The 26,215-nt window shown below is 67.9% G+C and carries 21 protein-coding genes and 1 pseudogene; 1 reads left to right on the top strand and 21 read right to left on the bottom strand.

Annotated features, from left to right (window positions below; translation table 11 throughout):
* Window positions 1-10: 10 nt before the first annotated feature.
* The 18 genes from AC5P5R_RS11510 to hisS form a co-directional block, all read right to left on the bottom strand.
* Entirely contained in the window at window positions 11-2,512 is a 2,502-nt protein-coding gene (locus tag AC5P5R_RS11510; protein ID WP_111722977.1) for a heavy metal translocating P-type ATPase, read from the bottom strand.
* 174 nt (window positions 2,513-2,686) lie between these two features.
* Window positions 2,687-5,644, bottom strand: a complete 2,958-nt coding sequence (locus AC5P5R_RS11505; RefSeq protein WP_049459273.1) for a TonB-dependent receptor plug domain-containing protein — start codon at window positions 5,642-5,644, stop codon at window positions 2,687-2,689.
* A gap of 401 nt (window positions 5,645-6,045) precedes the next feature.
* The gene (locus AC5P5R_RS11500) at window positions 6,046-6,777 is read right to left on the bottom strand and encodes a copper homeostasis protein CutC (RefSeq protein WP_100438478.1); all 732 of its coding nucleotides are present in this window, start codon (window positions 6,775-6,777) and stop codon (window positions 6,046-6,048) included.
* Window positions 6,774-7,772: a glycosylasparaginase gene (locus AC5P5R_RS11495; protein ID WP_049461188.1), complete on the bottom strand. Its 999-nt coding sequence runs from the start codon at window positions 7,770-7,772 to the stop codon at window positions 6,774-6,776. Before AC5P5R_RS11495 ends, AC5P5R_RS11500 begins: the two co-directional genes overlap by 4 nt.
* A gap of 51 nt (window positions 7,773-7,823) precedes the next feature.
* Entirely contained in the window at window positions 7,824-8,846 is a 1,023-nt protein-coding gene (locus AC5P5R_RS11490; RefSeq protein WP_024956876.1) for a glucokinase family protein, read from the bottom strand.
* Window positions 8,847-8,930: 84 nt separating this feature from the next.
* Window positions 8,931-9,215, bottom strand: a complete 285-nt coding sequence (locus AC5P5R_RS11485) for a hypothetical protein (RefSeq protein WP_012480039.1) — start codon at window positions 9,213-9,215, stop codon at window positions 8,931-8,933.
* A 35-nt stretch (window positions 9,216-9,250) separates the two neighbouring features.
* Window positions 9,251-10,840, bottom strand: coding sequence for a calcineurin-like phosphoesterase C-terminal domain-containing protein (locus tag AC5P5R_RS11480; protein WP_049461190.1), 1,590 nt, complete (start codon window positions 10,838-10,840; stop codon window positions 9,251-9,253).
* Between the two features lie 154 nt (window positions 10,841-10,994).
* A complete protein-coding gene (gene hisIE / locus AC5P5R_RS11475; protein ID WP_099485076.1) occupies window positions 10,995-11,615 on the bottom strand; it encodes a bifunctional phosphoribosyl-AMP cyclohydrolase/phosphoribosyl-ATP diphosphatase HisIE in 621 nt (206 codons plus the stop codon).
* Window positions 11,605-12,381, bottom strand: a complete 777-nt coding sequence (hisF, locus tag AC5P5R_RS11470) for an imidazole glycerol phosphate synthase subunit HisF (RefSeq protein ID WP_005409431.1) — start codon at window positions 12,379-12,381, stop codon at window positions 11,605-11,607. Before hisF ends, hisIE begins: the two co-directional genes overlap by 11 nt.
* Entirely contained in the window at window positions 12,375-13,109 is a 735-nt protein-coding gene (gene hisA, locus AC5P5R_RS11465; RefSeq protein WP_065183922.1) for a 1-(5-phosphoribosyl)-5-[(5-phosphoribosylamino)methylideneamino]imidazole-4-carboxamide isomerase, read from the bottom strand. The genes hisF and hisA overlap by 7 nt, the downstream gene beginning before the upstream one ends.
* On the bottom strand, window positions 13,106-13,708 hold the full coding sequence (gene hisH, locus AC5P5R_RS11460; protein ID WP_024956882.1) for an imidazole glycerol phosphate synthase subunit HisH: 603 nt from the start codon (window positions 13,706-13,708) through the stop codon (window positions 13,106-13,108). Before hisH ends, hisA begins: the two co-directional genes overlap by 4 nt.
* Complete coding sequence (gene hisB, locus AC5P5R_RS11455) at window positions 13,705-14,778, bottom strand: bifunctional histidinol-phosphatase/imidazoleglycerol-phosphate dehydratase HisB (RefSeq protein ID WP_099524025.1); 1,074 nt, start codon at window positions 14,776-14,778, stop codon at window positions 13,705-13,707. The genes hisH and hisB overlap by 4 nt, the downstream gene beginning before the upstream one ends.
* Complete coding sequence (gene hisC, locus AC5P5R_RS11450) at window positions 14,775-15,869, bottom strand: histidinol-phosphate transaminase (RefSeq protein WP_005409427.1); 1,095 nt, start codon at window positions 15,867-15,869, stop codon at window positions 14,775-14,777. The genes hisB and hisC overlap by 4 nt, the downstream gene beginning before the upstream one ends.
* Complete coding sequence (gene hisD / locus AC5P5R_RS11445) at window positions 15,866-17,161, bottom strand: histidinol dehydrogenase (protein WP_099527180.1); 1,296 nt, start codon at window positions 17,159-17,161, stop codon at window positions 15,866-15,868. The genes hisC and hisD overlap by 4 nt, the downstream gene beginning before the upstream one ends.
* On the bottom strand, window positions 17,158-18,069 hold the full coding sequence (hisG, locus tag AC5P5R_RS11440) for an ATP phosphoribosyltransferase (protein WP_019338500.1): 912 nt from the start codon (window positions 18,067-18,069) through the stop codon (window positions 17,158-17,160). Before hisG ends, hisD begins: the two co-directional genes overlap by 4 nt.
* A 34-nt stretch (window positions 18,070-18,103) precedes the next feature.
* Window positions 18,104-18,412, bottom strand: a complete 309-nt coding sequence (locus AC5P5R_RS11435) for a YerC/YecD family TrpR-related protein (protein ID WP_087803390.1) — start codon at window positions 18,410-18,412, stop codon at window positions 18,104-18,106.
* Between the two features lie 487 nt (window positions 18,413-18,899).
* Window positions 18,900-19,193: a hypothetical protein gene (locus AC5P5R_RS11430; protein ID WP_087803392.1), complete on the bottom strand. Its 294-nt coding sequence runs from the start codon at window positions 19,191-19,193 to the stop codon at window positions 18,900-18,902.
* Window positions 19,193-20,590, bottom strand: a complete 1,398-nt coding sequence (gene hisS, locus AC5P5R_RS11425) for a histidine--tRNA ligase (RefSeq protein WP_100438477.1) — start codon at window positions 20,588-20,590, stop codon at window positions 19,193-19,195. The genes AC5P5R_RS11430 and hisS overlap by 1 nt, the downstream gene beginning before the upstream one ends.
* A 126-nt stretch (window positions 20,591-20,716) precedes the next feature.
* Between hisS and AC5P5R_RS11420 the strand changes: the two are divergent.
* Window positions 20,717-21,457: pseudogene (locus tag AC5P5R_RS11420) on the top strand (Crp/Fnr family transcriptional regulator); the annotation flags it as partial.
* A gap of 15 nt (window positions 21,458-21,472) precedes the next feature.
* Here AC5P5R_RS11420 and thrC read toward each other — a convergent pair.
* Genes thrC through thrA form a run of 3 tightly spaced genes read right to left on the bottom strand, consistent with a single transcriptional unit; the run spans window position 21,473 to window position 26,204 of the window.
* Window positions 21,473-22,759 (bottom strand): threonine synthase, encoded by a 1,287-nt coding sequence (gene thrC, locus AC5P5R_RS11415; protein ID WP_049461202.1) that lies wholly within the window; start codon window positions 22,757-22,759, stop codon window positions 21,473-21,475.
* Window positions 22,760-22,788: 29 nt separating this feature from the next.
* The gene (locus tag AC5P5R_RS11410; RefSeq protein ID WP_076738983.1) at window positions 22,789-23,703 is read right to left on the bottom strand and encodes a homoserine kinase; all 915 of its coding nucleotides are present in this window, start codon (window positions 23,701-23,703) and stop codon (window positions 22,789-22,791) included.
* Window positions 23,700-26,204, bottom strand: coding sequence for a bifunctional aspartate kinase/homoserine dehydrogenase I (gene thrA / locus AC5P5R_RS11405; RefSeq protein WP_043035073.1), 2,505 nt, complete (start codon window positions 26,202-26,204; stop codon window positions 23,700-23,702). Before thrA ends, AC5P5R_RS11410 begins: the two co-directional genes overlap by 4 nt.
* Between the last annotated feature and the right edge of the window lie 11 nt (window positions 26,205-26,215).

Below are 26,215 nucleotides of genomic sequence, written 5' to 3'. Positions count from 1 at the left end.
CGGATCTCCTTCAGTGGGTGGCAGCGGCGGCATCCGCCATCGGCGGCTGGTAGCGGCGCAGGCGCAGCGCGTTGCCCAGCACGAACACGCTGGACAGGGCCATCGCACCGGCCGCGAACACCGGCGACAGCAGCACGCCCCAGACCGGGTACAGCACGCCGGCCGCTACCGGAATCAACCCGGTGTTGTAGGCGAAGGCCCAGAACAGGTTCTGCCGGATGTTGCCCAGCGTCGCCTTCGACAGCGCGATGGCATTCGGCACGCCCTGCAGGTTGCCGGACATCAGCACCACGTCGGCCGATTCCACCGCGATATCGGTACCGGTGCCGATGGCCAGACCAATATCGGCCTCGGCCAACGCCGGTGCATCGTTGATGCCATCGCCGACGAACGCAACATGACCATGCGCGGCCTTCAGCCGGCGCACCGCCTCGACCTTGCCTTCCGGCAGCACCTCGGCCACCACTTCGTCGATGTCGAGCTGGCGCGCGATCGCCTGCGCGGTACCAGCGTTGTCACCGGTGATCATCGCCACCTTCAGGCCAAGCTGATGCAGTGCCGCGATTGCGGCCGGCGTGCTCGGCTTGATCGGATCGGATACCGCGATGATTGCGGCCAGGCGGCCGTCGATGGCGGCATACAGCGGCGACTTGCCCTGGGTGCCCAGCTCTGCCGCCAGCGTCGCGAACAAAGTGATGTCCACGCCCAGGTCGCGCATGAAGCGATCGGCACCGACCTCCACCCGCGCACCATCAACGTTGGCACGCACGCCCATGCCGGTGACCGATTCGAAATCGACCATCGACGGCAGCGCGATGCCCTGCTCGGTGGCTGCATCGACGATGGCGCGGGCAATCGGATGCTCAGAGCGCGATTCCACTGCGGCAACCGCCGCCAGCACGGTGCTGCGATTGAAACCGTCCGTGATCTCGAAGTCGGTCAGGCGCGGGCGGCCTTCGGTCAGCGTGCCGGTCTTGTCCACCGCCACCACCTTCGCGTCCTTCAGCAGCTGCAGTGCTTCGCCCTTGCGGAACAGCACGCCCATTTCGGCGCCGCGGCCGGTACCGACCATGATCGAGGTCGGCGTGGCCAGCCCCATCGCGCACGGGCAGGCAATGATCAGCACCGCTACCGCGTTGACCAGCGCGAAGCTCAGCGCCGGTGACGGACCAAAGATCAACCAGACCAGGAAGGTCGCCAGCGCGGCCAGCATCACCGCCGGCACGAACCACAGCGTGACCTTGTCGACCACCGCCTGGATCGGCAGCTTCGAGCCCTGCGCCTGTTCGACCATGCGGATGATCTGCGCCAGCATGGTCTGCGCGCCCACCGCCGTGGCACGTACCGTCAGTGCGCCCTTCTGGTTGACCGTACCGCCCACCACGCTGCTGCCCGGCTGCTTCTCGACCGCGATCGGCTCGCCGCTGATCATCGATTCGTCGATGTAGCTGCGGCCTTCAACCACCTCGCCATCGACCGGCACGCGCTCGCCCGGCCGCACTTCCACCATGTCGCCGCTCTGCACTTCATTGACCGGGATGTCGACGGTGCGGCCGTCACGGAACACATGGGCGACCTTGGCCTGCAGGTTGACCAGACGCTTGATCGCTTCGGAGGTACGGCCCTTGGCGCGGGCCTCGAGGAAGCGGCCGAGCAGGATCAGCGCAACGATGACCGCGGCCGCTTCGTAGTAGACGTTCACCGTGCCCGGCGGCAGCAGCCGCGGTGCAAAGGTCGCCACCACCGAGTAGCCAAACGCCGCGGCGGTGCCCACCGCCACCAGTGAATTCATGTCCGGCGCCAGCCGCAGCAGTGCCGGGAACCCCTTCTGGTAGAAACGGCGGCCGGGAATGGCCAGCACCAGCAGGGTCAGTACGAACTGCAGGTACCAGCTGGCCTGCATGCCGATGGTGGCCATCACCCATTCGTGCATGCCGGGAATCAGGTGCGAGCCCATCTCCAGCACGAACACCGGCAGCGCCAGCGCGGTCGCCACGATCAGGTCGCGCTTCAGTTCGGCGCGCTCGGCATCCTTCTTTTCAGCGGCTTCATCATCGGACTGCACACCGGCCTCGATCGGGCGGGCGGCGTAGCCGACCTTGTCGATGGCCGCAACCAAGGCGGCCGTATCAGCCACGCCGCGCACGGTCGCACGCTCCGTGGCCAGGTTCACGCTGGCCTGGCTCACGCCTGGCAACGCCAGCAGCGCGCGCTCCACGCGGCCCACGCAGGAGGCGCAGGTCATGCCTTCCACGGCCAGTTCAACGGTGGCGGGGGACACGTCGTAGCCCACCCGCTCCACCGCTTGGATCAACGCGGCACGATCGACCGGACCGGACGGGCGGATATCCGCGCGCTCGGTGGCCAGATTGACCGAAACACTGCCCACGCCTTCGACCCTGGACAGCGCCGCCTCGACCCGGCCGACACAGCTGGCGCAGGTCATTCCCTCGATGGGCAGGCTGATGGTGGCAGGGCTTGCGGGGGCTGCAGTGGCGCGGGGCATGCTCATGATCGGATTCCCGGGGTTCCTTCTGGATGCGGACAGGCTAAACCTTGCCATCGTGGGAAGGTCAAATCCAGCCACCCCGGGGGTTCATGATGGGGTTCATCCACGCATGGCGTGGAACTGCTGAGCGGACGGAGGCGCCAGGCGGATCAGGCCCGGCGCCCCCTGCGGGTCTGCTCAGAAGGTGAACACGTACTCCAACGCGAACTCGCGGCCGACCGCCCCCAGCAGGCGGGTCGGGGCGAAGTCGTAATCCAGCTTGTACGGGTCCTTGTGGTTCCAGCTGGCTGCGTTGAAGGCGTTGTTGACGTACACGTTTACCTTCGCGTGTTCGGTCACCTGGTAGCCCACGTTGAAGTTCCAGGTGATGAACGGCCCCACTCGACCGTAGTAGCGCGCCGTCTGCTGCCCGGCATTGGGGTTCGGGTTCGGCGAGCCGTCCGGACGTGTCGCCGGCTCCAGGCAGTTCAGCGACGGGCTGTCGCTGGGCACGTAGCCGTCGGCGAACGGCAGGCAGCCGCCGGGGTTGTCCAGGCGGTCGGTGCCCCAGTGGTAGCGCACGCCCGGCACCGAGCCCACGCGGTCGGCATAGACATTGGCATTCCAGTTGCCGCGCTGCCAGGCCAGGCTCGCGCGCAGCTTGCTGCGCAGGTCGCGGTCGCGGCGTTCCGGATTCGGATCGTTGGCGTAGCGCTGTTCCTTGGTCGAGATCTGGTTGGTGTAGTTCAGGCCCAGCTGGAAGCTGCCCCACTGCGCGGTTTCCAGGCGATAGCGTGCGGTCAGGTCGACACCACGCACTTCGCGGCTGGCCAGGTTGAACGGGCCGCGCTCGATCGACACCAGGCGGCCGCTGCTGTCACGGTTCACACGGGCCAGGATGCCGGCGCAGTATTCGCCACCGGCCGGATTGGCCCATGGCGTGCCATCGATGTTCTTGCCGGTCAGGCAGCCGGCCTCGCTGGCCAGCACCTCATCGGCGCCGACGTCGACGATCATGTCTTCCAGCTTGATCGCCCAGTAGTCGGCACTGACCGACAGGTTCGGCATCACGTCCCAGACGAAACCGACCGTCCACGAATCACCGGTTTCCGAGCGCAGCAGCGGCGTGCCACGCCGGTTCACGTCGAAGGTGTACCAGACATCGGTGTTGCCCACGCCGCAGTTGTTGACCAGGTACGCGCCACTCTGGATGCAGCGCAGGCGGTCATAGGTCTGCACTTCGGAGCTGCTCGGCTGGCCCAGCAGGTAATGCATGTCCGGCGCATGGAAGCTGGTGGCATAGGAGCCACGCACCAGCAACGATTCAACCGGGCGCCATTCCAGGCCGACGTTCCAGGTGGTTTCCTTCTGGCTGCCGATGTCCAGTGCTTCGCTGCTGTCGTCGGCCTTGTAGTTGCCATAGCGGTCATAGCGCGCGGCCGCAGTGGCGGTCACGCTGTCCAGCAGCGGAATCTTGAATTCGACGCCGGCCGAATAGCGGGTGCGCTCGCCGCCACCGCGATCGACGTTCTGCAGGTCGAAGTCGATGCCTGCGCGTGGGTCGGGGCTGAGGTGATAACCCTGCTGCGCGACTTCAGCCACTGCGGCGAACGAGATCGGGCCGGCCCAGCCCTGGAACAGTTCGCCGGTGATATCCGCCGAGGCCTGGTTGACCCAGGACGCCGCCCGGTTCTTCGCCACCGTACCCATCTGCCAGTACTGGTCCGGCGTCAGCGGATTCCACCAGCGCGATTCGTTCAAGGCGTAGATCGCCTCGCCATCGGCCGTGGTGCCCAGCTTCGGGCCGAGGAAGTAGTCGTACGACTTCTGCTTGTCGACCACGTTCTGCCGTTCTTCCACGCGGTAGTACGAGCGCCCCACCGTGGCGCTCCAGTCGAAGCGGTCGGCGAGGCGGCCACGCAGGCCGGCGCTCCAGTCCCAGGACAGTTCGCGGTTGGTGTTACGCAGCGTATCCAGGCCACCCACCTCGTTTGGAGTGAACTGGCGCACGCCGAGGATCGGGCGGTTGCGGTTGGCGTCCCAGTAGTAGCCGTTGTCATCGTCGACCAGCGACACGCCGGGCGGATTGGTGCCCCAGATCGCTTCGGAACGGTAGACCGCCAGATTGGTCCAGGCCTGCAGGTCATTGCTGAAATCGAAGGTGGCATACAGGTTGCCGGACACGTTCTCGGCGCCGCCGGTGAGCAGCCAGTTGGCGTAGTCGGCGCTCATGCCGCACAGGCGGCCGGTGTTGGTGATGGTGTTGGCGGCGTAGTTGTAGACCAGTCGATCGGCGGTGTAGTACTCACTGCCGAACTTCTCGCAGGTGCCGGTGGGCGGCGCCAGGCGCTGGCCCGTGGTGGGATCGATCAGCGCCAGACCGGCGGTAGGACGGAAGCCGACCTTGCGTTGTTCCATGTTCCAGGACGGGTACGGCGCATCATCGGCGTCGTCCATCTGCGGGCGGTCACGGCCGAACAACGGATCGCGCTTGGTGTACTGCAGCGCGTAGGTCACGCTCCAGTTGTCACCGGTCTTGCCGCCGGCCCAGGACAGGTCCCAGGTGTCGCGCCCACCCTCGGTGGAGGTGCCGCCACGCACGCGCACTTCGTCGCCGTCGTAGTTGGTCTTCAGAATGACGTTGACCACGCCGGCGATCGCATCCGAGCCATAGATGGCCGAGGCGCCACCGGTCAGCACTTCGATGCGCTCCACCGCCGCGGCCGGAATGTTGCCGTAGTTGGAGAAGTTGGTTTCACCGCCATAGGGCAGCGGGTAGTCGGCCACGCGACGGCCGTTGACCAGCAGCAGCGAGCGGTTCGGGCCCATCCCGCGCAGGTTCAGGCCACTGGCATTGGGCGTGTGCGAGCCCCACTGCGAGGCGGCTTCAACAGTGCCGGTCGCTTCGGTGAGGGTCTTCAGCGCGTCGTACACGCTGACGAAGCCTTCCTTCTGGATCTGCGCGGCGGTGATCACGTTGACCGGTGCCGGGCCTTCGACGCTGGCGCGCTTGATGCGCGAGCCGGTGACGGTGACCGCGTCGAGATCCTTGGTGGATGAACTGGCAGCCTCCTGCGCGCTGGCAGCCAGGGGCAACAGGGCCAGGACCAGGGCCTGGGACAGCAGGTGACGACGCTTGCGGACGATCTGAGCCATGGGTGGTTGCTCTTCGAAAGTGTGGACGCACGGACGGGTGGTGGCGCGGCGCTACGGCTGATCCGGGCACCTGGATCGGTTCAAGACCGTCCCGACACCCCCCCCTGTGGATCGATCCAAACTAAAGCACAGCTGAACCACGCCGGGCATGCGGCGATGCAGCAATGCCCGAGGAAATGCCGCTATCGGCTGCCGGCATCCAGAACAATCAAAGGGTTGCGAAACATCGCTGAGAGAACAGCGCACACGTCGATGACACGATCGCGACAATCGCGCGCGGAACGGATATGTCCGGCGCAAGCCAGCGTCCGGGGTCGGATCCCCTCGCAGAGGGGCTCTGACCCGATTGCGTCGGGTGGGGTCAGAGCCCCTCTGCGAAGGGATCCGACCCCGGGCAGCTCTCAGCCGTCCAGCGCCTGCCGTAGTGCGGCCACGGTCGCGGTGGCGGTCTGGCTCCAGTCCGGGTCCAGCCCGCGCAGGTCCGGGTTCTGGAATTGCATGGCCGAGCGCCGCAGGCCTTTGGCCGAGGCGTGCAGTTCGGTGCAGCCGCTGCGTCGTGCGACGGCGGCGACATTGGCCGGGCCCAGCCCGGCGCCGGCCATCACCGTGATACGTCCCGCCGCCTGGGTGACCAGGCCTGCCAGCACATCGGCACCGGCCTCGGCACTGACCTGGCCGCCCGAGGTCAGCACGCGCTGGCAACCCAGTTCGATCACCTGTTCCAGTGCCGCCGGCAGATCGCGGGCGGCATCGAAGGCGCGGTGGAAGGTCACCTGCAGCGGCCCGGCAGCCTGCACCAGTTCACGGCACAACGCCACGTCGATACCGCCCTGCACATCCAGCGCACCGATCACCACGCCATCGCAGCCGAGCGCGCGGCACTGCGCGATGTCACGCAGCATCAGTTCGATTTCCAGCGCGTCGTAGTGGAAGTCGCCCGGGCGGGGCCGCACCAGCACGAACAGCGGAATCGACAGGCGTTCGCGCGCAATCGCGATGCTGGCGAACGACGGCGTGGTACCACCCTTGGCCAGGTTGTCGAACAGCTCGATGCGGTCGGCGCCGCCGGCCTGGGCGGCCAGCGCCGAGGCCAGCGAGTTGCTGGCGATCTCCAGGGTCAGCCGCGTGCTCACGCCTGGGTGCTCGTGTAGATCGACGGCGAGTCGCGCAGGTCATCCTGGCGCTGCGCATCGCACACGGCGTAGACGAAGCCGCGATGCAACGCGTAGGCGCCCACCTCGCCCTGCTTGTTCATGGCCAGGAAGCAGACCTGCAGTGTCCTGCTCGCTTCGGGGCGCTTGCGCACCACGCGGTCGATGGCTTCACGGCAGGCCTGTGCCGGCGAGCGCCCCTGGCGCATCAGTTCGACCACCAGGAACGAAGCGGCGTTGCGGATCATCTCTTCACCCACGCCCGAAGCAGTGGCCGCGCCCACGTCGTTGTCGACATACAGGCCGGCACCGATGATCGGGCTGTCGCCGACCCGGCCGTGCAGCTTCCAGGCCATGCCGCTGGTGGTGCAGGCACCGGCAAGGTGGCCCTTGGCATCCAGCGCCAGCATGCCAATGGTGTCGTGGTTGTCGCTGTTGCCGGGAATACCACGGCGCTCGGCGTTGATCTGCGGCTGATACTTCTCCGTCTTCAGCCACTCGCGCCAGGCCGCTTCGGCCTGCGGCGTCAGCAGGTGCTTGCGCTCGAAACCCTGCTGCACCGCGAACTGCTGCGCGCCCTCGCCCACCAGCAGCACGTGTGGGCTGTTCTCCATCACTTTGCGGGCCACCGACACCGGATGCAGGATGTCGACCAGCGCGGCCACGGCGCCACAACGGCCATCGCCATCCATGATGCTCGCGTCCAGGCTCAGCACGCCGTCGCGATCCGGGTTGCCACAATGGCCGACGGTGGGATTGCAGAGCTCGCTCTCGGCCCAGCGTGCGCCTGCTTCCACCGCATCCAGCGCGCTGCCGCCCTGCGCCAGTACCTTCCACGCGGCCTGGTTGGCCGGTACGCCGAAGTCCCAGGTCGAAACCACCTTGGCCCCACCCTGCGTGCGCGCCTGCACGCCCGGCAAAGCCGCCATGCCTGCAGCCAGTGCACCGGCCTGCAGGAACTGCCTGCGATCCACCATCTTCCCCTCCCAGTCTGCAATGCACGGCCGGCCCGATGCCGACCCTGCCGATCAGTCGTGCGTGGGCTGCCGTGCGGCGTGCCAGACCGCTGCGCCGAGCACGCCCAACTGGCCGTGCTCCACGCGCCATACCGGCACCTGGCGCAGCACCTCGGTCAGCACGCCCTTGTTGAGGAAGCGCTCACGGAAGCGGCCATCGGCCAGGAAATCCTGCACATGCGCGGAAATGCCTCCGGCCAGGTACACCGAACGTGCACCGACGGCGATCGCTGCGTCGCCGGCCAGGCTGCCCAGCCACGCACAGAACACCTGCAGTGTTTCCACGGCCAGCGCATCCTCGCCGCTGCGTGCGGCGCCGATCAGTGCCTCGGTGCTGGTCCACACCGGGGTGACGCCGCGCAGTTCGCACAGGCACGGATACAGGTTCATCAGGCCGCTGCCGGACAGCACGCGTTCGTTGTCCACGTGCGCCCAACGCTGCAGCAGCTTGCCCAGCACCTGCAGTTCCAGCGCGTTGCCGGCGCCGAGCGCGGCATGGCCGATCTCGCTGGCCAGCACCGGGCGCTCGCCGTCGGCAAAGCGCAGTGCGGCGCCCAGGCCGGTACCGGCACCCAGCACCAGCGCCGGGAATGCCTGCGCCGGATCAGCATCGCCGTTCAGCGGCACCAGCGTGTCCGGCTGCAGATAAGGGATGGCCAGCGCCACCGCCTCGAAATCGTTGATCAGCTGCAACTCGTGCAGCCCGGACTGCGCGCGGGTGGTCGACAGCAAGACCGTCCACGGCAGGTTGGAATTGATCAGCACATCGCCATCAAGCAGTCCGGCGATGGCCACCACCGCGGTCTGCACCGGCTGGCCAAGGCCTGCGGTGAAATCGGCCAGGATCGCCGCCAGGCTGGGATGCTCGGCGCAGGCGTAGGTGCGATGGTTGCCCAGCAGCGGCGCCTGGCCGGGTTGGGTTTCAGCCAGCGCAAGGCGGGCGAAGGTGCCGCCGACATCGGCAACGACCAGGCGGCGTGGAAGACCGCCGCGGGCGGAGTCGGAGGAAACCGGGGACGCTGCTGCGATGGTCACGCTGGCCTGCTTGGATCGATTGAATCGCCCCGATTCTCAGGCATCGGGGCGGCTTTGCCTAGCGCGCCGATGGTTCAGGTTGGCCTACATGCCTTCCTGTTCGGCCACCTGCACACCATCCACCAGCACTCGCAGCCGCTGCGGGCGGAAGCCGGCGAACAGCAGCGGCCGGGTGCGCTCGACCAGCACTTCATGGCCGGCGATGTGGCGCAGCCACGACTGTACCAGCGAGAACGAGAAGTGGGTGCCCGGATGCAGCGGGTGCTGCACCCAGACCGTCTCGGTGGCGCTCTGCAACTGCATCGCGCCGGTGAACCAGTGGCGGCTGAGGGTCACCGGCGTGGTGCCGGCCATGAAGCGGATATCCATGCGGGGTCCTTTCGCTGGAGCGGTGGTGTGCGGGGTCAGGGCTGGGCAGTCTGCAGGCTGTAGCTGGTGCTGGCGGTGAACACCGCGCCGTCGGGCTGGGTGGAGCGCACCTCGACCTTGTGGCTGCCCACGGCCAGATCGGTCGGCAGCGCGCCACGCCACAGGTGCGGCGATGCGGTGGCCTCCGGCGAGCGGTCGTAGCCACGCAGGCTGTCTGCAAGATCGTCGGCCACGTTCTCCACCATCAGGCGCGGATCGGGTTGGCTGACCTGCTTCATCGGCTGCCAGGCGCCTCCATCGACGCGGTACTCGACCACGCTGGCATCCTCACCCATGTAGACGTTGGCATAGATGCCCCAGGCCGGGTAGGCGCCCTGGCGCAGCACCTTCGGCGCATGCAGGCCGATCTGCTCGCTGGCCGGTTTTCCGGCCACGCGGTACTGCAGTCTGTAGCTGCCATTGCCGGCCACGTCGAGCAACGCATAGCCCTTCGGCGTGCCATCGCTCATGGTGCTGTCCGGCACGCCGGCGGCATTCTTCACGCCCGACCAGAACGCACCGCAGTTGGCGCCGACGTTGTATTCGTGCAGCGGCTTGTCGCCGTTCCAGCCCTCGGCCTTGCCATGGTAGACGTGCTGCTGGGTGTGGCTGTGGCCGCTGAGCACCAGCACGTTGCGGAAGTCCTTCAGCAGGTCGAACAGGCGCTGACGGTCGGCATGGCGGAAGGTCTCGCGTCCGGGCGCCGCGTCGAACAGCGGGATGTGCATGCCCAGCACCAGCAGGCGATCCTTGTGCAGGCCCTTCAGGTAGCTGGCGAGGAAGGCGAACTGGTCTTCGCGCAGGCCGCCGATGTACTTCGGCTTGGCCTTGGGGTCGTACACCACGTCGTCCAGGAACACGAAACTGGCGCCGCCCTCTTCCACCGCGTAGGTGTCCGGACCGTAGATGTTGCGCCAGCTGTCCAGCGAGTGTTCGTCGCTGACCGCGTCGAAGTCGAGATCGTGGTTGCCCGGCACATGGAACCACGGTACGCCAAGTCCGGTGGTGACCTTGTTGATCGCCGGATACAGGGTAAGGTCGTCGTTGACGATGTCACCCAGGGTGGTGCCCATGCGCGCCTTGGTCTGTCCCACCAATGGCGCGACGATCGACTGCTGGTAGTAGCCGATATCCTTCAGGCTGGCGGTCTGGGAGTCGGTGAATACCAGCATCTGGAAACCACGGCGGCTGTCATGGCGATCCGACTGCAGGGCGAAATCCCAGTTGCGGGTGACATCGCTGGTGGCGGCGATGCCACCGTACTTCAGCGCCGGCGAACCGTTCGGGCGATAGTGGCGCCAGAACGAAGGCAGGCCGTCGGCCGCTTTCGGGAAGGAATACGCATCGGGCTTGATCACGAACACGGTCTGGCCATCACGCACCGGCAGGCTGTAGCTGCCGTCTGCAGCCGTCTTGACGATGGCCTCGCCGTTGGAGACCTGCACGCCGGCCAGGCCCGGATCGGTCGCACCGCGGCCGGGTTTGCCGTCGCGCTCCAGATAGACCTTGCCGGTGACCACGGTATCCGCGGCCCAGGCCGGCGAGGTCAGCAACAGGCAGCACAGCCAGGCGGCAGGCAGTTTCATGGGCGGTCCGGGTAAAGAAAGACCGCCTATTGTAGATTCCGTTGATGACATCGCGCACGCGATGACGCATGCCGGTAGTGCCGGCCGCTGGCCGGCAGCCTCATGAACGTCGTGCATCCGGGGCTTGCCGGCCAGCGGCCGGCACTACCACACGTCAACGATGGCGTTTTTCCAGCACCGCGCGCGCATCAACCAGCGACAGCCCGCGCGCGCGCAGCAGCACCAGCAGGTGGTACAGCAGGTCCGAGGCCTCGCCCAGCAACGCCTCATCATCCTGCGCCACCGCCGCCAGGGCGGTCTCCACGCCCTCCTCGCCCACCTTCTGTGCGATACGGCGGATGCCGCCCTCGAACAGGCTGGTGGTGTAGCTGCCCGGCGGGCGTTGCGCCTCACGCATCGCCACCAGCTGGCCCAGCCCGCCCAGGAAATCCTTCGGCGCCTGGTCAAAGCAGCTCTCTGCACCGGTGTGGCAGGTTGGCCCCGCCGGCCGTGCCATCACCAGCAAAGTATCGGCATCGCAGTCGACGCTGATCGACTGCACCACCAACACGTTGCCGGACTGCTCGCCCTTGGTCCACAACCGTTGCTTGCTGCGGCTGAAGAAGGTCATGTGGCCGATGGCCAGCGTGGCCGCCAGCGATTCGGCGCTGACATAACCGAGCATCAGTACCTGCAGGGTATCGGCATCCTGAACCACCGCCGGCAGCAGGCCGTCACCCTTGGCCCAGTCCAGCGCCTGCAATGCGTCCAACGACGGCCTGACTTCAATAGACATCCCGCACCTCGATCTGCTGTCCGCGCAGGTAGCGCTTCAATTCTGGAATGGCGATGGCGCCGCTGTGGAACACGCTGGCGGCCAGCGCGCCGTCGACGTCGGCCTGGTCGAAGGCTTCGGCGAAGTGCTCCATCGCACCGGCACCGCCCGAGGCGATCAACGGTACCTGGCACAGTGCCCGCGCCTGTTGCAGCTGCACGACATCGTAGCCACGGCGCACGCCATCGCTGTCCATGCAGTTCAGTACGATCTCGCCCGCGCCACGCCGTTGTGCTTCGACGATCCAGTCCAGGGTGCGCAGCGGCACCGCCTGGGTCTTATCCGGATCGCCGCTGAAACGACGCACCCGCCATTGCCCGTCGGCCTCGCGCACCGAATCGACGCCCACCACCACGCACTGCACGCCGAACTCGTCCGCCAGCTCGGTGATCAGCTCCGGGCGCCCCAGCGCCGGCGAGTTGATCGACACCTTGTCGGCACCGGCAAACAGCACGCGGCGCGCGGTTTCCACACTGTCGATGCCACCGGCCACGCAGAACGGAATGTCGATCAATCGTGCGATGCGCTCGATCCACGCCACGTCGACCGAACGCGCCTCGGGGCTGGCGCCGATGTCATAGAACACCAGCTCGTCCGCCCCCTGGTCGCGATAGCGCTGCGCCAGCTCGGCGATGTCGCCCATGTCGACGTGGTCGCGGAAGCGCACGCCCTTGACCACGCGGCCATCGCGCACGTCCAGGCAGGGAATGATGCGGCGGCTCAACATGCCAGTGCCTCCGCCAGGTCCATGCGCTGCTCCAGCAGTGCCTTGCCGAGAATCGCACCGCCGCAGCCGGCGGCACGGGCCTCGGCCACATCGGCTACGTCACGGATGCCACCGGACGCCTGCACCGCCACACCCGGCAACAAGCCGGACAGGTGCCAATAGAGGTCGATATTGGGCCCGGCCAGCATGCCGTCACGGGCGATGTCGGTGCACAGCAGGTGGCGCATGCCGGCGCGCGCGTAGCGCTGGGCCAGGTCATCCAGGGTCACTCCGGCGTTCTCGGTCCAACCGTGCACCGGCAATTGCCACTGCCCCTGTGCGTCCTGGCGCGCGTCCAGCGCAACCGTGATGCGATCGGCGCCGAATTCCTCCAGCCAGCCGACCACTTCATCGGGGCGACGCACCGCCAGCGAGCCGACCACCACGCGACCGGCGCCGGCATCGAGGATGCGCGCCACATCGTCGCGGCCGCGCACGCCACCGCCGGTCTGCACCTGCAGCGATGTCTGCGCGCGGATCGACGACAGTAGCGGCGCCAGCGTATAGCCACCGGCGCGCGCAGCGTCCAGATCGACCAGATGCATCCACTGCGCACCCTGCGCGGCGAAGGCCTGCGCGCGTGGCAACGGATCGTCGCCATACGAGGTTTCCTGCGCGTAGTCGCCCTGGCGCAGCCGCACCACGCGGCCGTCGCGGATATCCAGCGCGGGGTAGACGATGAAACTCATGCAGCAGTGCCCTCGAGAAAATTGCGCAGCATCAGCGAGCCGGTCTCGCCGGAGCGCTCGGGGTGGAACTGTGCGCCGTAGTAACGCCCCTGCTCCACCACGGCAGTGAACAGGCCGCCGTGGTCGCAGGCAGCGACGGTGTGGGTATTGAGGGGCGCGGCGTAGCTGTGCACGAAGTAGGCGCTGGCACGCTCCGGCACGCCGCGCAGCAGCAGCGATTCGCGCAGCGGCAGCAGGCGGTTCCAGCCCATGTGCGGCACCCGGATGCCGCAGGCCGGCACCAGCTTGCGCACCACGCCGGGAATCAGTCCCAGTGTCTCCACACCCGCCTCCTCGGAGCGTTCGAACAGCAGCTGCATGCCCAGGCAGATTCCCATCAGCGGCACCTCCAGTCGCTGCAGCGGTTCCACCAGGCCTTGCGCATGCAGGCGTTGCATGCCGGGACCGGCGGCGCCGACGCCGGGCAAGATCACCCGCTGCGCACCGACCAGACCGTCCGCATCGCGCACCAGCCGCACAGTCGCACCCAGGCGCTCCAGTGCGTAGCGCACCGAGCCCAGGTTGGCGCCGCCGGCATCGATCAGCGCAACGTCACTCACAGCGCCCCCTTGGTGCTCGGCAGTGCCGTGCCCTGCCGGGCCAGCGCCGGACGCAGCGCGCGGGCCAGGGCCTTGAAGCACGCCTCCACCTTGTGGTGATCGTTGTCGCCGCGTACCTGCAGGTTGAGGTTCAGGCCGCTGGCATCGCACAGCGAGCGGAAGAAATGCGGCACCAGCTCGGTCGGCATGTCGCCCACGCGTTCGCGCTTGAACTCGCCCTCGAACACGAAGTACGGGCGGCCACTGAAGTCCAGCGCAGCGCTGGCCAGCGTCTCGTCCATCGGCAGGGTGAAACCGTAGCGGCCGATGCCGCGCTTGTCGCCCAGCGCCTCGCGCAGCGCCTGGCCCAGGGCCAGCCCCGTATCCTCGATGGTGTGGTGTTCGTCGATGTGCAGGTCACCCTCGGCCTGGATGTCCAGCGCGAAGCCACCGTGCTTGCCGATCTGTTCCAGCATGTGGTCGAAGAACGGCAGGCCGGTGGAGATGCGTGCATCACCCGCGCAATCCAGGTCCAGTTCGACGCGGATCTTCGTTTCTTTCGTGTTGCGCTGGACCACGGCGGTGCGCGGCGCATCGGCCAGCGCATGGGCAATGCCCGGCCAATCCCACTCGCCACCAAACTGCGCGGTGCGCAGCTGGAAACCGCGGATGTTGAGGTTGTCGGCAAACTGCAGGTCGGTGATGCGATCGCCGACCATGCCCGAACGCGCCCAGTCGATGCTGCGGTCCTGCAGATAAGCCGTCATCAGTCCGATGCCCGGCTTGCGGGTCGGCGCATTGTCGTGCGGCCAGCTGCAGTCGATCAGCACGTCACGGAAAGTGACGCCCTGGCTTTCGAAGATCTGCAGCATCAGCTCGTTGGGGCCATCGAAGCTGGCACGCGGGTAGCTGTCGCTGCCCAGGCCATCCTGGTTGGTGACGATCACGAACTGGTAGCCGGCATCCCGCAGCTTCAGCAGCGCCGGGATCACCTGCGGCACGAAGCGCAGCTTCTCGTAGGCGTCGATCTGGAAATCGGACGGCTCCTCGATGAGGGTGCCGTCGCGGTCGATGAACAGGATCGGGGTCATGCTGCGGCCCTCCGCGCCGACAGGGCCGCGAGCACGCGGTCATTCTCTTCCGGGCTGCCGATGCTGATGCGAAGCGCATCGCCCAGCTGCGGCGCGGCGCGCTGGTCGCGCACCACCACCCCTGCAGCAAGCAGCGTATCGAACGCCGCCTGCGCATCGGCGAAGCGGACCAGCAGGTAGTTGCCGGACGAGGCGTACACCCGGCGTACACCGGGCAGGCTGGCCAGTGCCGTTCGCAGGCGTTCGCGCTCGGCGATGACCGTGGCCACGCGCTCGGCGGTGCGTGCCAGCGCGGCCGGCTGCAGGGCCTGCACGGCCAGTTCCGCGCACGGGGTCGGCACCGGATACGGCGCCTGGCAGCGGCGCAGCACGGCAATCAGTTCCGGCGCGGCGATCAGCGTTCCAATGCGCGCGGCCGCGAGTGCGTGTGCTTTCGACAGCGTGCGCAGCACCGCCAGGTTGGCGTGCACGGCCAGCAACGTGGTCGCCGACGGACGCTGCGCGTACTCGACATAGGCCTCGTCCACCACCACCAGTGCCTGCCCGCGCAACGCAACCGCCACCCGTTCGACCTCGTCCAGGGCGATATCACTGCCGGCCGGGTTCGACGGTGCGCACAGGAACACCAGCTTGGCATTGCGCGCCCTGGCGGTATCGATCACCGCATCCAGATCGGCGCGCAGGCCATCCTCGCTGTCCACCAGCGGCACTTCAATCAATGCGGCGCCCTGCAGGCGTGCGCAAACGGCGTACATGCCGAACACCGGCGGCGTGACCAGTACGCCATCGCGGCCCGGCACGCACAGGGCACGCACCAGCAGATCAATGGCTTCGTCGCTGCCGCGACCGATCAGCAGCTGCTGTGGCGTCACGCCGTACAGCGCCGCAAGTCCCTCGCGCAATGCCAACGGCTGCGGTTCGGGATAGCGCCGGCTGCTGCCCGCGGCATCAGCGGGATTGGCCCAGGCCGATTCATTGGCGTTCAACCAGACCTCGCCCTGCACCGCCGCGCTGCGCGCCGAGCTGTAGCCGGCGAAGGCCTGCAGATCCGGGCGAACCAGTGCCAGCACATCATCGATAGCCGCGTTCATGCTGCCACCTCCATGCGCACTGCGACCGCACGTTCATGTGCATCCAGGCCTTCGGCACTGGCGATGATGCGCGCGCAGCCGCCAATCGCTGCCAGGCCGGCGGCGCTGGCGCTCTGCACGCTGATCAGGTTCTGGAAGCTGGCCACACTGACACCACTGTAGGCACGTGCGGCACCCGCGGTGGGCAGCACGTGGTTGGTGCCGCTGCAGTAGTCGCCCAGTGCCTCGGGGGTGTAATCACCCAGGAACACCGAGCCGGCCGCCTGCACCTTGTCCAGCCACGCACGCGGATCACGCAATGCCAGGATCAGGTGCTCCGGTGCATAGCGGTTGCTGATCGCGAAGGCTTCGTCCAACGAGTCGACCTGGATCAGCCGCGAGGCCGACAGCGCCTGGCGTGCGATCTGCTGGCGCGACAGCAAGGCCACCTGGCGCTCGACTTCGGCCTCGACCGCCGCCAGCATCGCGGTATCGTCGGTCAGCAGCAGCACCTGCGAATCCGGGCCGTGCTCGGCCTGCGACAGCAGGTCGGCTGCAACGAACGCCGGGTTTGCACCTGCATCGGCAATCACCAGCACTTCGGAGGGACCGGCCGGCATATCGATGGCGGCGGCGCCATCCTGCGCGACCTGCTGCTTGGCTTCGGTGACGAAGCTGTTGCCGGGCCCGAACAGCTTGTCGCAGGCCGGAACGCTGGCGGTGCCATAGGCCATCGCGGCGATCGCCTGCGCGCCGCCCAGCTTGAACACGCGCCGCACGCCGGTCAGCCGCGCGGCCACCAGCACCGCCGGATCAGCCGTGCCGTCGGCGCGCGGCGGCGTGCACAGCACCACCTGCGGGCAACCGGCCAGTTGCGCCGGCACGCCCAGCATCAACGCGGTGGACGGCAGCGGCGCACTGCCTGCCGGTACGTACAGGCCGACCCGGCCGATCGGCCGCAGCATGCGTTCACAGACCACGCCTGGCGCGGTCTCCACGGCATAGCCCTTGCCCATGCCAGCCTCGTGGAAGCGCGTGATGCGCCCGGCAGCTTCCACCATGGCCTGGCGCAGTTCCGCGGGTACCGCCGCTTCGGCGGCCGCGAACTCGTCATCGGACACCTCGAAGGACACCAGCTCCACGCCATCGAAACGTGCGGTAATCGCACGCAGCGCATCGTCGCCCTGTTCACGCACCTGCGCGATCAGCGCCGCCACGGCATCGCGGGTCTGCTGCGCCACGGTCTGCACCGGGCGGGTCAGTGCCGCGCTGCGCGCGGCCTCATCAAGTCGGGACCAGATCAGACGGTTCATGCCAGCGACCGCTCCACGCTCAACACCATCAGGCCCTGCGCGCCCGCGCGCTCCAGTTCTTCCATGCGCTGCCAGCTCAAAGGGCCAGGGCACATGGTCTGCAGGCGCAGTGCGCCGCCATCGGCCGGCAGCCGCACCAGCGGCTCGGCATCGGCCAGCAACTGTGCCAGCGCATCGACGCGATCCTCGCTGGCACGGAACATCAGCAGCTTGCGGTCCTGGCGCTGCACCACGCCGTCGAGACGGCGCAGCAGCATCGCCCGCAGCGACGCGCGTGCGTCATCCGGCACGCGCACCGCGCCCGCCAGCACCGCCTCGCTGTCGAGCAGGTTGTGCACCGGGGTCAACTGGTTGGCGCGCAGCGTGGCGCCGCTGGAGACCAGGTCGCAGATCAGGTCGGCGGTACCGAGGCGTGGCGCGATCTCCACCGAACCGGACAGCTCGACCACCTGCGCATCCACGCCCTGCTCATCCAGCCACTGCTTGAGGATGGCCGGGTAGCTGGTGGCGATGCGGGTGCCGGCCAGCTGCGCCGGGCCCTGCCACTGCCATTCCTCGGGCACCGCCAGCATCAGCCGGCACTGGCCGAAGCCCAGCCCGCGCAGCGCCTGGTAGGCATCGGGCAGGCCGATCTGACGGCGGGCCGCAGCCTGCTCATCCAGCTCGTTGCGGCCGACGATGCCGAGGTCGCAGACGCCGTCGGCGATCAGGCCCGGGATGTCGTCGTCGCGCACCAGCAACAGGTCCACCGGCAGCGATTCGCCGTAGCAGAACAGCTTGTCGCGGCTCTCGCGCCAGCTCAGGCCACAGGCACTGAGCAGGTTGCGGGCGGGCTCGGCCAGCCGGCCACTCTTCTGGATGGCGATACGCAGCCGGTCGCGTGCCGGCGCTGCCTGGGTTGCACTCATGGGGGAGGTCTCGAAGTTCGGAACGGGGCGCGGATCAGCGCGAAGCAAGGCGGTCGATGGCGGTGGCATAGCCTCGATGGCCATGCTCGAGCGTGCGTGCCACCCGTCCAGTGGTGGTCACGCTGACCCCGGTGCGCTCGTGGATCTCGCGATACGGCACGCCCTGCTGCAGCAGCGGCACCACCTTCCAGCGGTCGGCCATGGCTTCCAGTTCGGCGGGGGTGCACAGATCGCGCAGGAACGCTTCCACCTGCTCCGGCTCGCGCAGGCCGGCAAAGGCCCGGGCCAGGGCTTCCAGGTCGGCCTTCGGGTCTTTGGCGGCAATTTCGGGGCGGGCTTTCACGGGGCGGATCTCTTTGCATCAATGTAATAGCGCGTTAGTACATTAGCGCATTCTTGCGCAGTGCGTCAAATCGAGGGTTGGGGTGCGGCAGGGCTGCTGCCCTGCACCCGCCAAGAGCCAGAGCAAAAGCAAATGCTGATTTCCTGAGCGTTGGCGGGGAGGGTCCGGTGGCAGGGGACGCCGTAAACCGATCCATGGGGGCTTGGTCGCCGCTTGCTCGTGTGCGCTGTCCTGCGCACACGGCAAGACCGGGGCTGGGCATCCTGCCCAACTCGCCCGAGGCATGCCTCGGGCCCATGCCGCTCACACCCCTGCCACCGAACCCTCCCCGCCTTCGACAGTTGGCCGCGATCTGTCAGAACAGCATGGATCGGATCGGAACCGGCTTTTGTAGAGTCGAGCCATGCTCGACTGGGCTTCGCCCCTAAACGCAGAACGCCCACCATAGGCGGGCGTTCTTCTTATAAATCAACAACCTAAAATAGACTCAAGGCAGGCAGCGCACCTCGGCCTGCAGCGCCCCGCGCCGCAGGCATTCGCCGAACAGGCTGCCCTGCCGGCTCGGCAGTGGCTGGATGTTCTCCAACACGCCTGCGCTCGCCGCGCACGTCCGAGCGGCCAAGGCTCGTAGGTCATCCTCCAGCTGCGCGCGGTCGATCACGTGGCAGCGATCGACCTGCAACCGGTACTGTGCCGGACCGATCCGCGCACTGTGCAGCGCCGGATCGCTCTGGCAGCCCGCCAGCAGGAGCACGCTCAGCGCCCCTGCGGCGGCCCGCATCACGCCATCGCCCTGGACTGCTCCAGCTCCACCTGCAGGGTGCTGGCCAGCTCGTCGCGGGAGACTTCGAACTGCTGCTCGCGCAACAGGTCCTTCACCGCCACCACGCCCCGCGCCAGCTCGTCCTCACCGGCCAGCACCACGAAGCGGATGCCGGCCTTGGCGGCGTACTGGAACTGCTTGCCGATCTTCTTAGGCTCCATCTGCACTTCGGTGTTGATGCCGCCGGCGCGCAGGCGACGGGCGATGTCCAGCGACTGCGGCATGCCCTGCTCGTCCATCAGCGCCACCAGCGCCTGCACGCTGCTGCCCTCGATGCCATCGATCAGGCCGGCTTCGCGCAGCTGCCAGAACAGGCGCGACAGGCCGATGGAGATGCCCACGCCCGGCAGCTTCGACTTGCTGTAGTGGCTGGCCAGGTCTTCGTAGCGGCCGCCCGAGCAGATCGAACCGATCTGCGGGTGGTCGGTCAGCGTGGTCTCGTAGACGGTGCCGGTGTAGTAGTCCAGGCCGCGCGCAATGGAGAAATTCAGGCAGTACGCGGTTTCCGGCACGCCCAGCGCCTGCACCAGCTGCAGCACTTCGCGCAGTTCGGCGACGCCGGTACGCAGGATCTCCGAAGAACCGGCGTCGGCTTCAAGCGTGGCCAGCTGCGCCAGTGCATCGGCATGGCCCTGCGAACGCACGGCCACGAACGCCAGGATCTTCTCGACCTGCTCGGCCGGAATCTCGAAGCCCTCGCCCACCAGCGTCTCGCGCACGTAATCGGCGCCGCGCTTGTCCAGCTTGTCCACTTCGCGCAGCACTGCCAGCTGGCGCTCGCCCTCGGCCACGCCCAGGCTCTCGAAGAAGCCACGCATCAGCTTGCGGTTGTTCAGCTGGATGCTGAAGTCACCGATGCGCAGTTCCGAGAACACCGCGTGGATGACCGCCAGCACTTCGGCGTCGTATCGCACGCTCAGGCTGTCCTTGCCGATCACGTCGATGTCGCACTGGTAGAACTCACGGAAGCGGCCGCGTTGGGCGCGCTCGCCGCGGTACACCCGCTGCATCTGGTAGCGACGGAACGGGAAGGTCAGTTCATGCTCGTGCTCGGCCACGTAGCGCGCCAGCGGCACGGTCAGGTCGAAGCGCAGCGCCATTTCCGGCAGCGAACGGTCACCCGATTCGGCGGCGTTGGCCAGCGCACCGGTGGACTGCACGAAATACACCTGGCGCTCGGTCTCGCCACCGGACTTGGTCAGCAGCACGTCGGACAGCTCGAACACCGGCGTCTCCACCGGCAGGAACCCGAAGCGCTCGTAGTTGCGACGGATCACGTCCAGCATGCGCTGGAACGCAATCTGCTCGCGCGGCAACAGTTCAAGGGTGCCGGGCGGGGTACGGGGCTTGATCACGGGCGGAACTCCTGCTGGAACGGGACGTGGGAGGGGGCGACATTCTAGCGCCCCCGCCTCGGGCAGGGTCGAACGGCCGCTTGAAGTATCATAAGGCCCTCCCCGCCCGCGATACGCCCCCGCAACATGTCACGGCCTTCCGGCGCTCCGCCCGCCACCAACGATCCCGCCTCGCCGTCCTGCAACACGCTGGACTGCCTGCACTGCTCGGTTCGCCACCTTGCGGTGTGCTCGGCGCTGTCGCCCGATGAAGTGCAGGCACTGGAACAGGTCACCGTTTCCCAGCAGGTCAGCATGGGCAGTACCCTGGCCCGCACCGGCGAAGAGCGCGACCATGTCTATACATTGACCGGCGGTGCCCTGCGCCTGGTGCGCACCCTGGCCGATGGCCGCCGCCAGATCAATGGCTTCGTGCTTCCTGGCGACTACCTGGGCCTGAGCGGCAGTGACCACCACCGCTACGATATCGAGGCCATCGCAGACAGCCGCGTATGCCGTGTCGCGCTGCCGCAGATGAAGGCGCTTCGCAGCCGTTTCCCGCACCTGGAACGCAAGCTGCTGCAGCGTGCCTGCCAGGAGCTGGACGCCGCCCAGGATGCCGCGCTGGCACTGGCGCGGCTGCAGCCGGCCGAGAAAGTGGCCGACTTCCTGCTGCGCCTGGCCGCGCGCGAGGCCAAGCTGGGTGGCGATGGCCTGCGCGTCTCGCTACCGATGGGGCGTGGCGACATCGCCGACCATCTGGGCCTGACCATGGAAACGGTCAGCCGTACTTTCACCAAGCTGCGCCAGCAGGGGTTGATCGCCCTGCCCCACCTGAACGTGGTGGAGATCCTCGACGAGGACGGGTTGCGCACGCTGGCCGGCAACCACGTCCATCTCCGGTCAACGCAGCAACACCTCGCGCAACGCCGCATACTCCGCGGCCAACGGTTCCGCGTGCGCGGGCCGCTGCAGCAACGCATCCAGCGCAGGCGGCACCGCCACCGTTTCGCCGATCAGCGGCTCGACCACGGCCTCGAACTTGGCCGGGTGCGCCGTGGCCACCACCGCCCAGTCGCCCTTGGCGCCGCGCGCACGCAGGTCCTGCAGCACCTTCACCGCTGTGGCCGTATGCGGGCAGAACAGTTCGCCGTTGCTGGCATGCGCCGCCGCAATCGTCGCGCGGATGGTCACGTCATCCACCGCGAACGCGCGGAACGCAGCGCGCAGCTCGGCGTCATCTCCGAGGTAAAGCCAGCGCAGGCGTTCAAAGTTGCTGGGCGCCCCCACATCCATTGCGTTGGCAACCGTGGCCACACTGGCCTGCGGCTGATAGTCGCCACCGTTGAAGTACGCCGGCAGCACCGCATTGGCATTGGTCGCCAGCACGATCTGCCCGATCGGAACGCCCAGCGCGCGCGCCAGCACTGCGGCCATCGCATTGCCCAGATTGCCGGTCGGCACCACCAGGTTGAGCCGACGACGATGCGCTGCGTAATGGGTCAACGCCGCATGTGCGTAGTAACTCATCTGCGGCAGCAGCCGGCCCAGGCTGATGCTGTTGGCCGAGCTGAGCGGCACCTGCGCCTGCAGGTCACGGTCGGCCAGCGCCTGCTTGACCATGGCCTGGCAATCGTCAAACGCCCCGGCCACACGCAGCGCCTGGATGTTGTCGCCGAAGCAGCCAAGCTGATGCGCCTGGCGCGGTGACACGCGGCCATCCGGGTACAGCACCACCACACGCACGCCCGGCTGGCGGTGGAAGGCTGCCGCCACGGCGGCACCGGTATCGCCAGAGGTGGCGACAACGATCGTCAGGTCGCGGTCCTTGCCGGCCTGCAGCCGCGACAGTGTTCCGGCCAGGAAGCGCGCACCGATATCCTTGAACGCCGCCGTCGGCCCATGGAACAGCTCCAGCACATGGTCACCGCCGCCCAGTGCACGCAGCGGCACCGGAAAGTCGAACGCCTCGCGGCAGATCGATGGCAGCGCCGCCTCCAGAGCATCACCTGCGAAGAACGGTGCCAGCAGATCGGCGGCGGTATCGGCCAGCGTTGCGCCGGCCCGCAGCTCACGTGGCGCCGGCAGCACCTGCGGAACATACAGCCCTCCATCGGGCGCCAATCCTGCAGCGATCGCCGCACTGAGGCCAACGGCCGGGGACTGACCCCGGGTCGAAACAAATTGCATGGGTTCGGTATCCAGTAAAGGGGAAGGATTCAGCACAAGCGGGCTCCCGCTGCATCCAGCGGCGACACCCAGGCATCGCTGTCGAAACCGGCGGCGGCAAATGCCGCCTGCACCGGTGCGGCAGCGGCGCGGGCCTGGTCGGCGTCCTCGAACCAGGCGAACACGCTGGGTCCGGCACCGGAGATGCCCGCACCCATTGCATGGGCCGACAGCGCCGCATCGCGGGCTGCTTCGAAACCTGCAATCAGGCCGGCCCGCCGTGGTTCGACCAGCACATCGCGCAATCCAGCCCGCACCAGCGCCGCATCACTACGATGGCAACCACTGAGTACCAGCGCGAGGTTCGCACTCTGTGCCACGAATTCACCCAGCGCGTAGCTGCCCTGCAGCACCTGGCGCGCACGGCGTGTTTCCAGCACCGCGTGCGGATGCACCAGCAGGCTGTGCCAGGCCGCCGGCACAGGAATTGGCAGCAGGCGGTCGGCCGTACACAGCGCAAGACCACCCAGCAGCAGCGGCCCCACGTTGTCGCCGTGGCGGCCACCGCTGGCCACTGCCTCGCCATCGAGCGCAAACGGATACAGCGCCTCACGCGACAGCGGTGCATCCAGCAGCGCGTTGCCGGCAACCAACGCCGCAACGCATGACGCTGCCGAACCGCCCATGCCGGAACCGAACGGAATGCCCTTGTCGATCTCCACCGCGAATCCGAAATCCAGGCCCAGGCCTTCGCGCAGTGACGTCAGCGCAGCGCCGGCGGTGTTCCCGGCTGCCTCCAGCGGCAGCTCGACCGCACTGCCACGGATCGCCTCGATGCGCACCAGCGGTTCATCGATGCGGCGCACGCTCACGGTATCGCCAACACCGGCGATGGCATGACCAAGAATGTCGAAGCCCACCGCCACGTTGGCCACCGAGGCCGGCGCGAACGCACGTGCGATCACAGGCGCGCTCCTTCACCGGCCGCGACCCGCAGCAGGTCGGCAAACACACCGGCGGCGGTGACTTCCGGGCCGGCCCCCGGACCCTGCACCACCAACGGGTTGTCGCAGTAGCGACGGGTACGGAACTGCACCACGTTATCGGTCAACCGAAGGTTGGCGAAGGCGTGGTCGGTGGGCAGTTCCTGCAGGCCCACCGAGGCACCGTCAGCGCCCAGCCGTGCCACGTAGCGCAGCACCGCGCCACGCGCCCGCGCGTCCTGCAACCGCTGCAACAGGCTGGCATCGGACTCGCCCAGCCGCGCCATGAAGTCATCCACGCTGCCGTCGCGCAGCAGCGCCGGCACCAGGCTTTCCACCTGTACCTGTTCCAGGCTGAGCGCGTGGCCGGCCTCGCGGGCGAGGATCACCAGCTTGCGCGCCACGTCCACGCCCGAAAGATCATCGCGCGGGTCCGGCTCGGTGTAGCCCATCGACCGCGCCTGCGCGACCAGCTGCGAGAACGGCTGACTGCCGTCGAAGCGGTTGAACAGCCACGCCAGCGTGCCGGAGAAGATGCCTTCGATCGCCAGCACCTCGTCGCCCGTATCGACCAGATCACGCAGCGTGGTGATCACCGGCAGGCCCGCGCCCACCGTGGCTTCGTAGCGGAAGCGCGCACCACTGGCCGCCGCAGCAGCACGGATGCGCTGGTAGCGCGGCAGCGGGCCAGCACCGGCCTGCTTGTTCGGGGTCACCACGTGGATGCCGGCAGCCAGCCAGCCCTCATAGCGCTCGGCCACGTCGGCGCTGCCACTGCAGTCGATCACCACCGCATGCGGCAGGTGCGCGGCCAGCAGATGTTCGGTGAAGCGATCCAGGTCGCTGGGCTCGCCCGCGTCCTGCAATGCCTCCCGCCAATCGGCGTGCAGGCCATCCACTTCCATCCGCATGCGCGAACGCGAGGCCAGCGCGCGCAGGCGAAGATCCACATTGGCCTTGGCCAGCAGCTGCGGGCGGGCCGCCAGCAGCTGGTCCAGCAGTGCCGCGCCGACGTTGCCCGGCCCGATCACACCGACCGCGAACGTCTGCGGCGACAGCCAGAAGCCCGCATGTGCGGCCCGCAATGCGCGGGTGGCATCGGCACTGTCCACCGCCACAGAAATATTGCGCTCCGACGAGCCCTGCGCGATCGCCAGGATGTTCACCTGCGCGCGTCCCAGCGCCTCGAACAGGCGCGCCGCCACACCGGGCTGGCCGGCCATGCCGTCACCCACTGCCGCCAGCACGCTGACGCCCTCACTGACCTGCACGCGCTGCACCTGCCCTACCGACAGTTCATGCGCGAACGCGTGCAGCAGTGCCTCACGGCCACGCGCCGCTTCGGCAGCGCGCACCACGCAGCAGATCGAATGCTCTGACGAACCCTGCGAGATCATCACCACCGACACCTGCGCCTGGCGCAGCGCCGCGAACACGCGCTCGGCGGTACCGGGCACACCGATCAGGCCGGTGCCTTCCAGGTTCAACAGGGACAGCCCGGGGCTCAGGGTCAGGCCCTTCACCGGCCCGCGCGGCGAGCGCTCGGCGCTGATGCGCGTCCCCGGATGCGCCGGCTGGAAGGTATTGCGGATGAAGATCGGCAGGCCGAGGCGGATGGCCGGCGACATCGTCTGCGGGTGCACCACCTTGGCGCCGAAATAAGCCAGCTCGCAGGCCTCGTCGTAGCTCAGTGATTCCAGCTGCACCGCTTCGGGCACCAGTCGCGGGTCGGCCGACAGCACACCGTCGACGTCGGTCCAGATGTGCAGTTCATCGGCATTGAACAACGCGGCGAAGATCGCGCCGGAATAGTCGCTGCCATTGCGGCCGAGCGTGGTGATGCGGTCATGGCGGTCACGGGCAACGAAACCGGTGGCGACCAGGCGCATCTGCGGATGCCGCAGGCGCCACTTGGCCAGGCGGTCCGCGCTGGACTCCCAGTCGACATCCACACCCAGTTCGCCATGCCCGACCACCAGCACGTCGCGTGCATCGAGTACCGCACAGTCTTCGCCCAAGGCACGCAGGTGGGTGCCAAGCAGTTGCGCGGAGAATACTTCGCCCAGGCCCTGCACGCGGTCGAGCACTTCGCGCGGCAGCTCGCCGATCACCGCCAGCGCCGCCAGCACTTCGGCCAGTTGATCGAAGCGGGCGTCGATCCATTCGACGGTCTCGCCCACCTGCTCGCCCAGCAGGGCCACGGCGGCGCCACGGTGACGCGCGCGCAGCGCATGCCAGGCCTCGCGCCAGGCTTCGTCGCCCTTGGCCGCCAGCTGCGCCAGCTCGATCAGCGCGTCAGTGACGCCCTTCATTGCCGAAACGACAGTGACCTGCAGCGATTCGGGACGGGCCAGCAGCAGGCCCGCGACATGGCGGTAGCGTTCGGCATCGGCCACCGAGGTGCCGCCGAACTTGTGCACGACGATGGACGGTGCAGCCAGATCGGCCGGGGCAACGGGATGAGCGGGGGCGTGGGAAGACATGCAGACCTCGG

Source organism: Stenotrophomonas sp. YJH_SMC_19 (genome assembly GCF_059367915.1).
The sequence above is the reverse complement of the archived record's forward strand: the minus strand, read 5'-3'. Positions and strand labels throughout refer to the sequence as shown.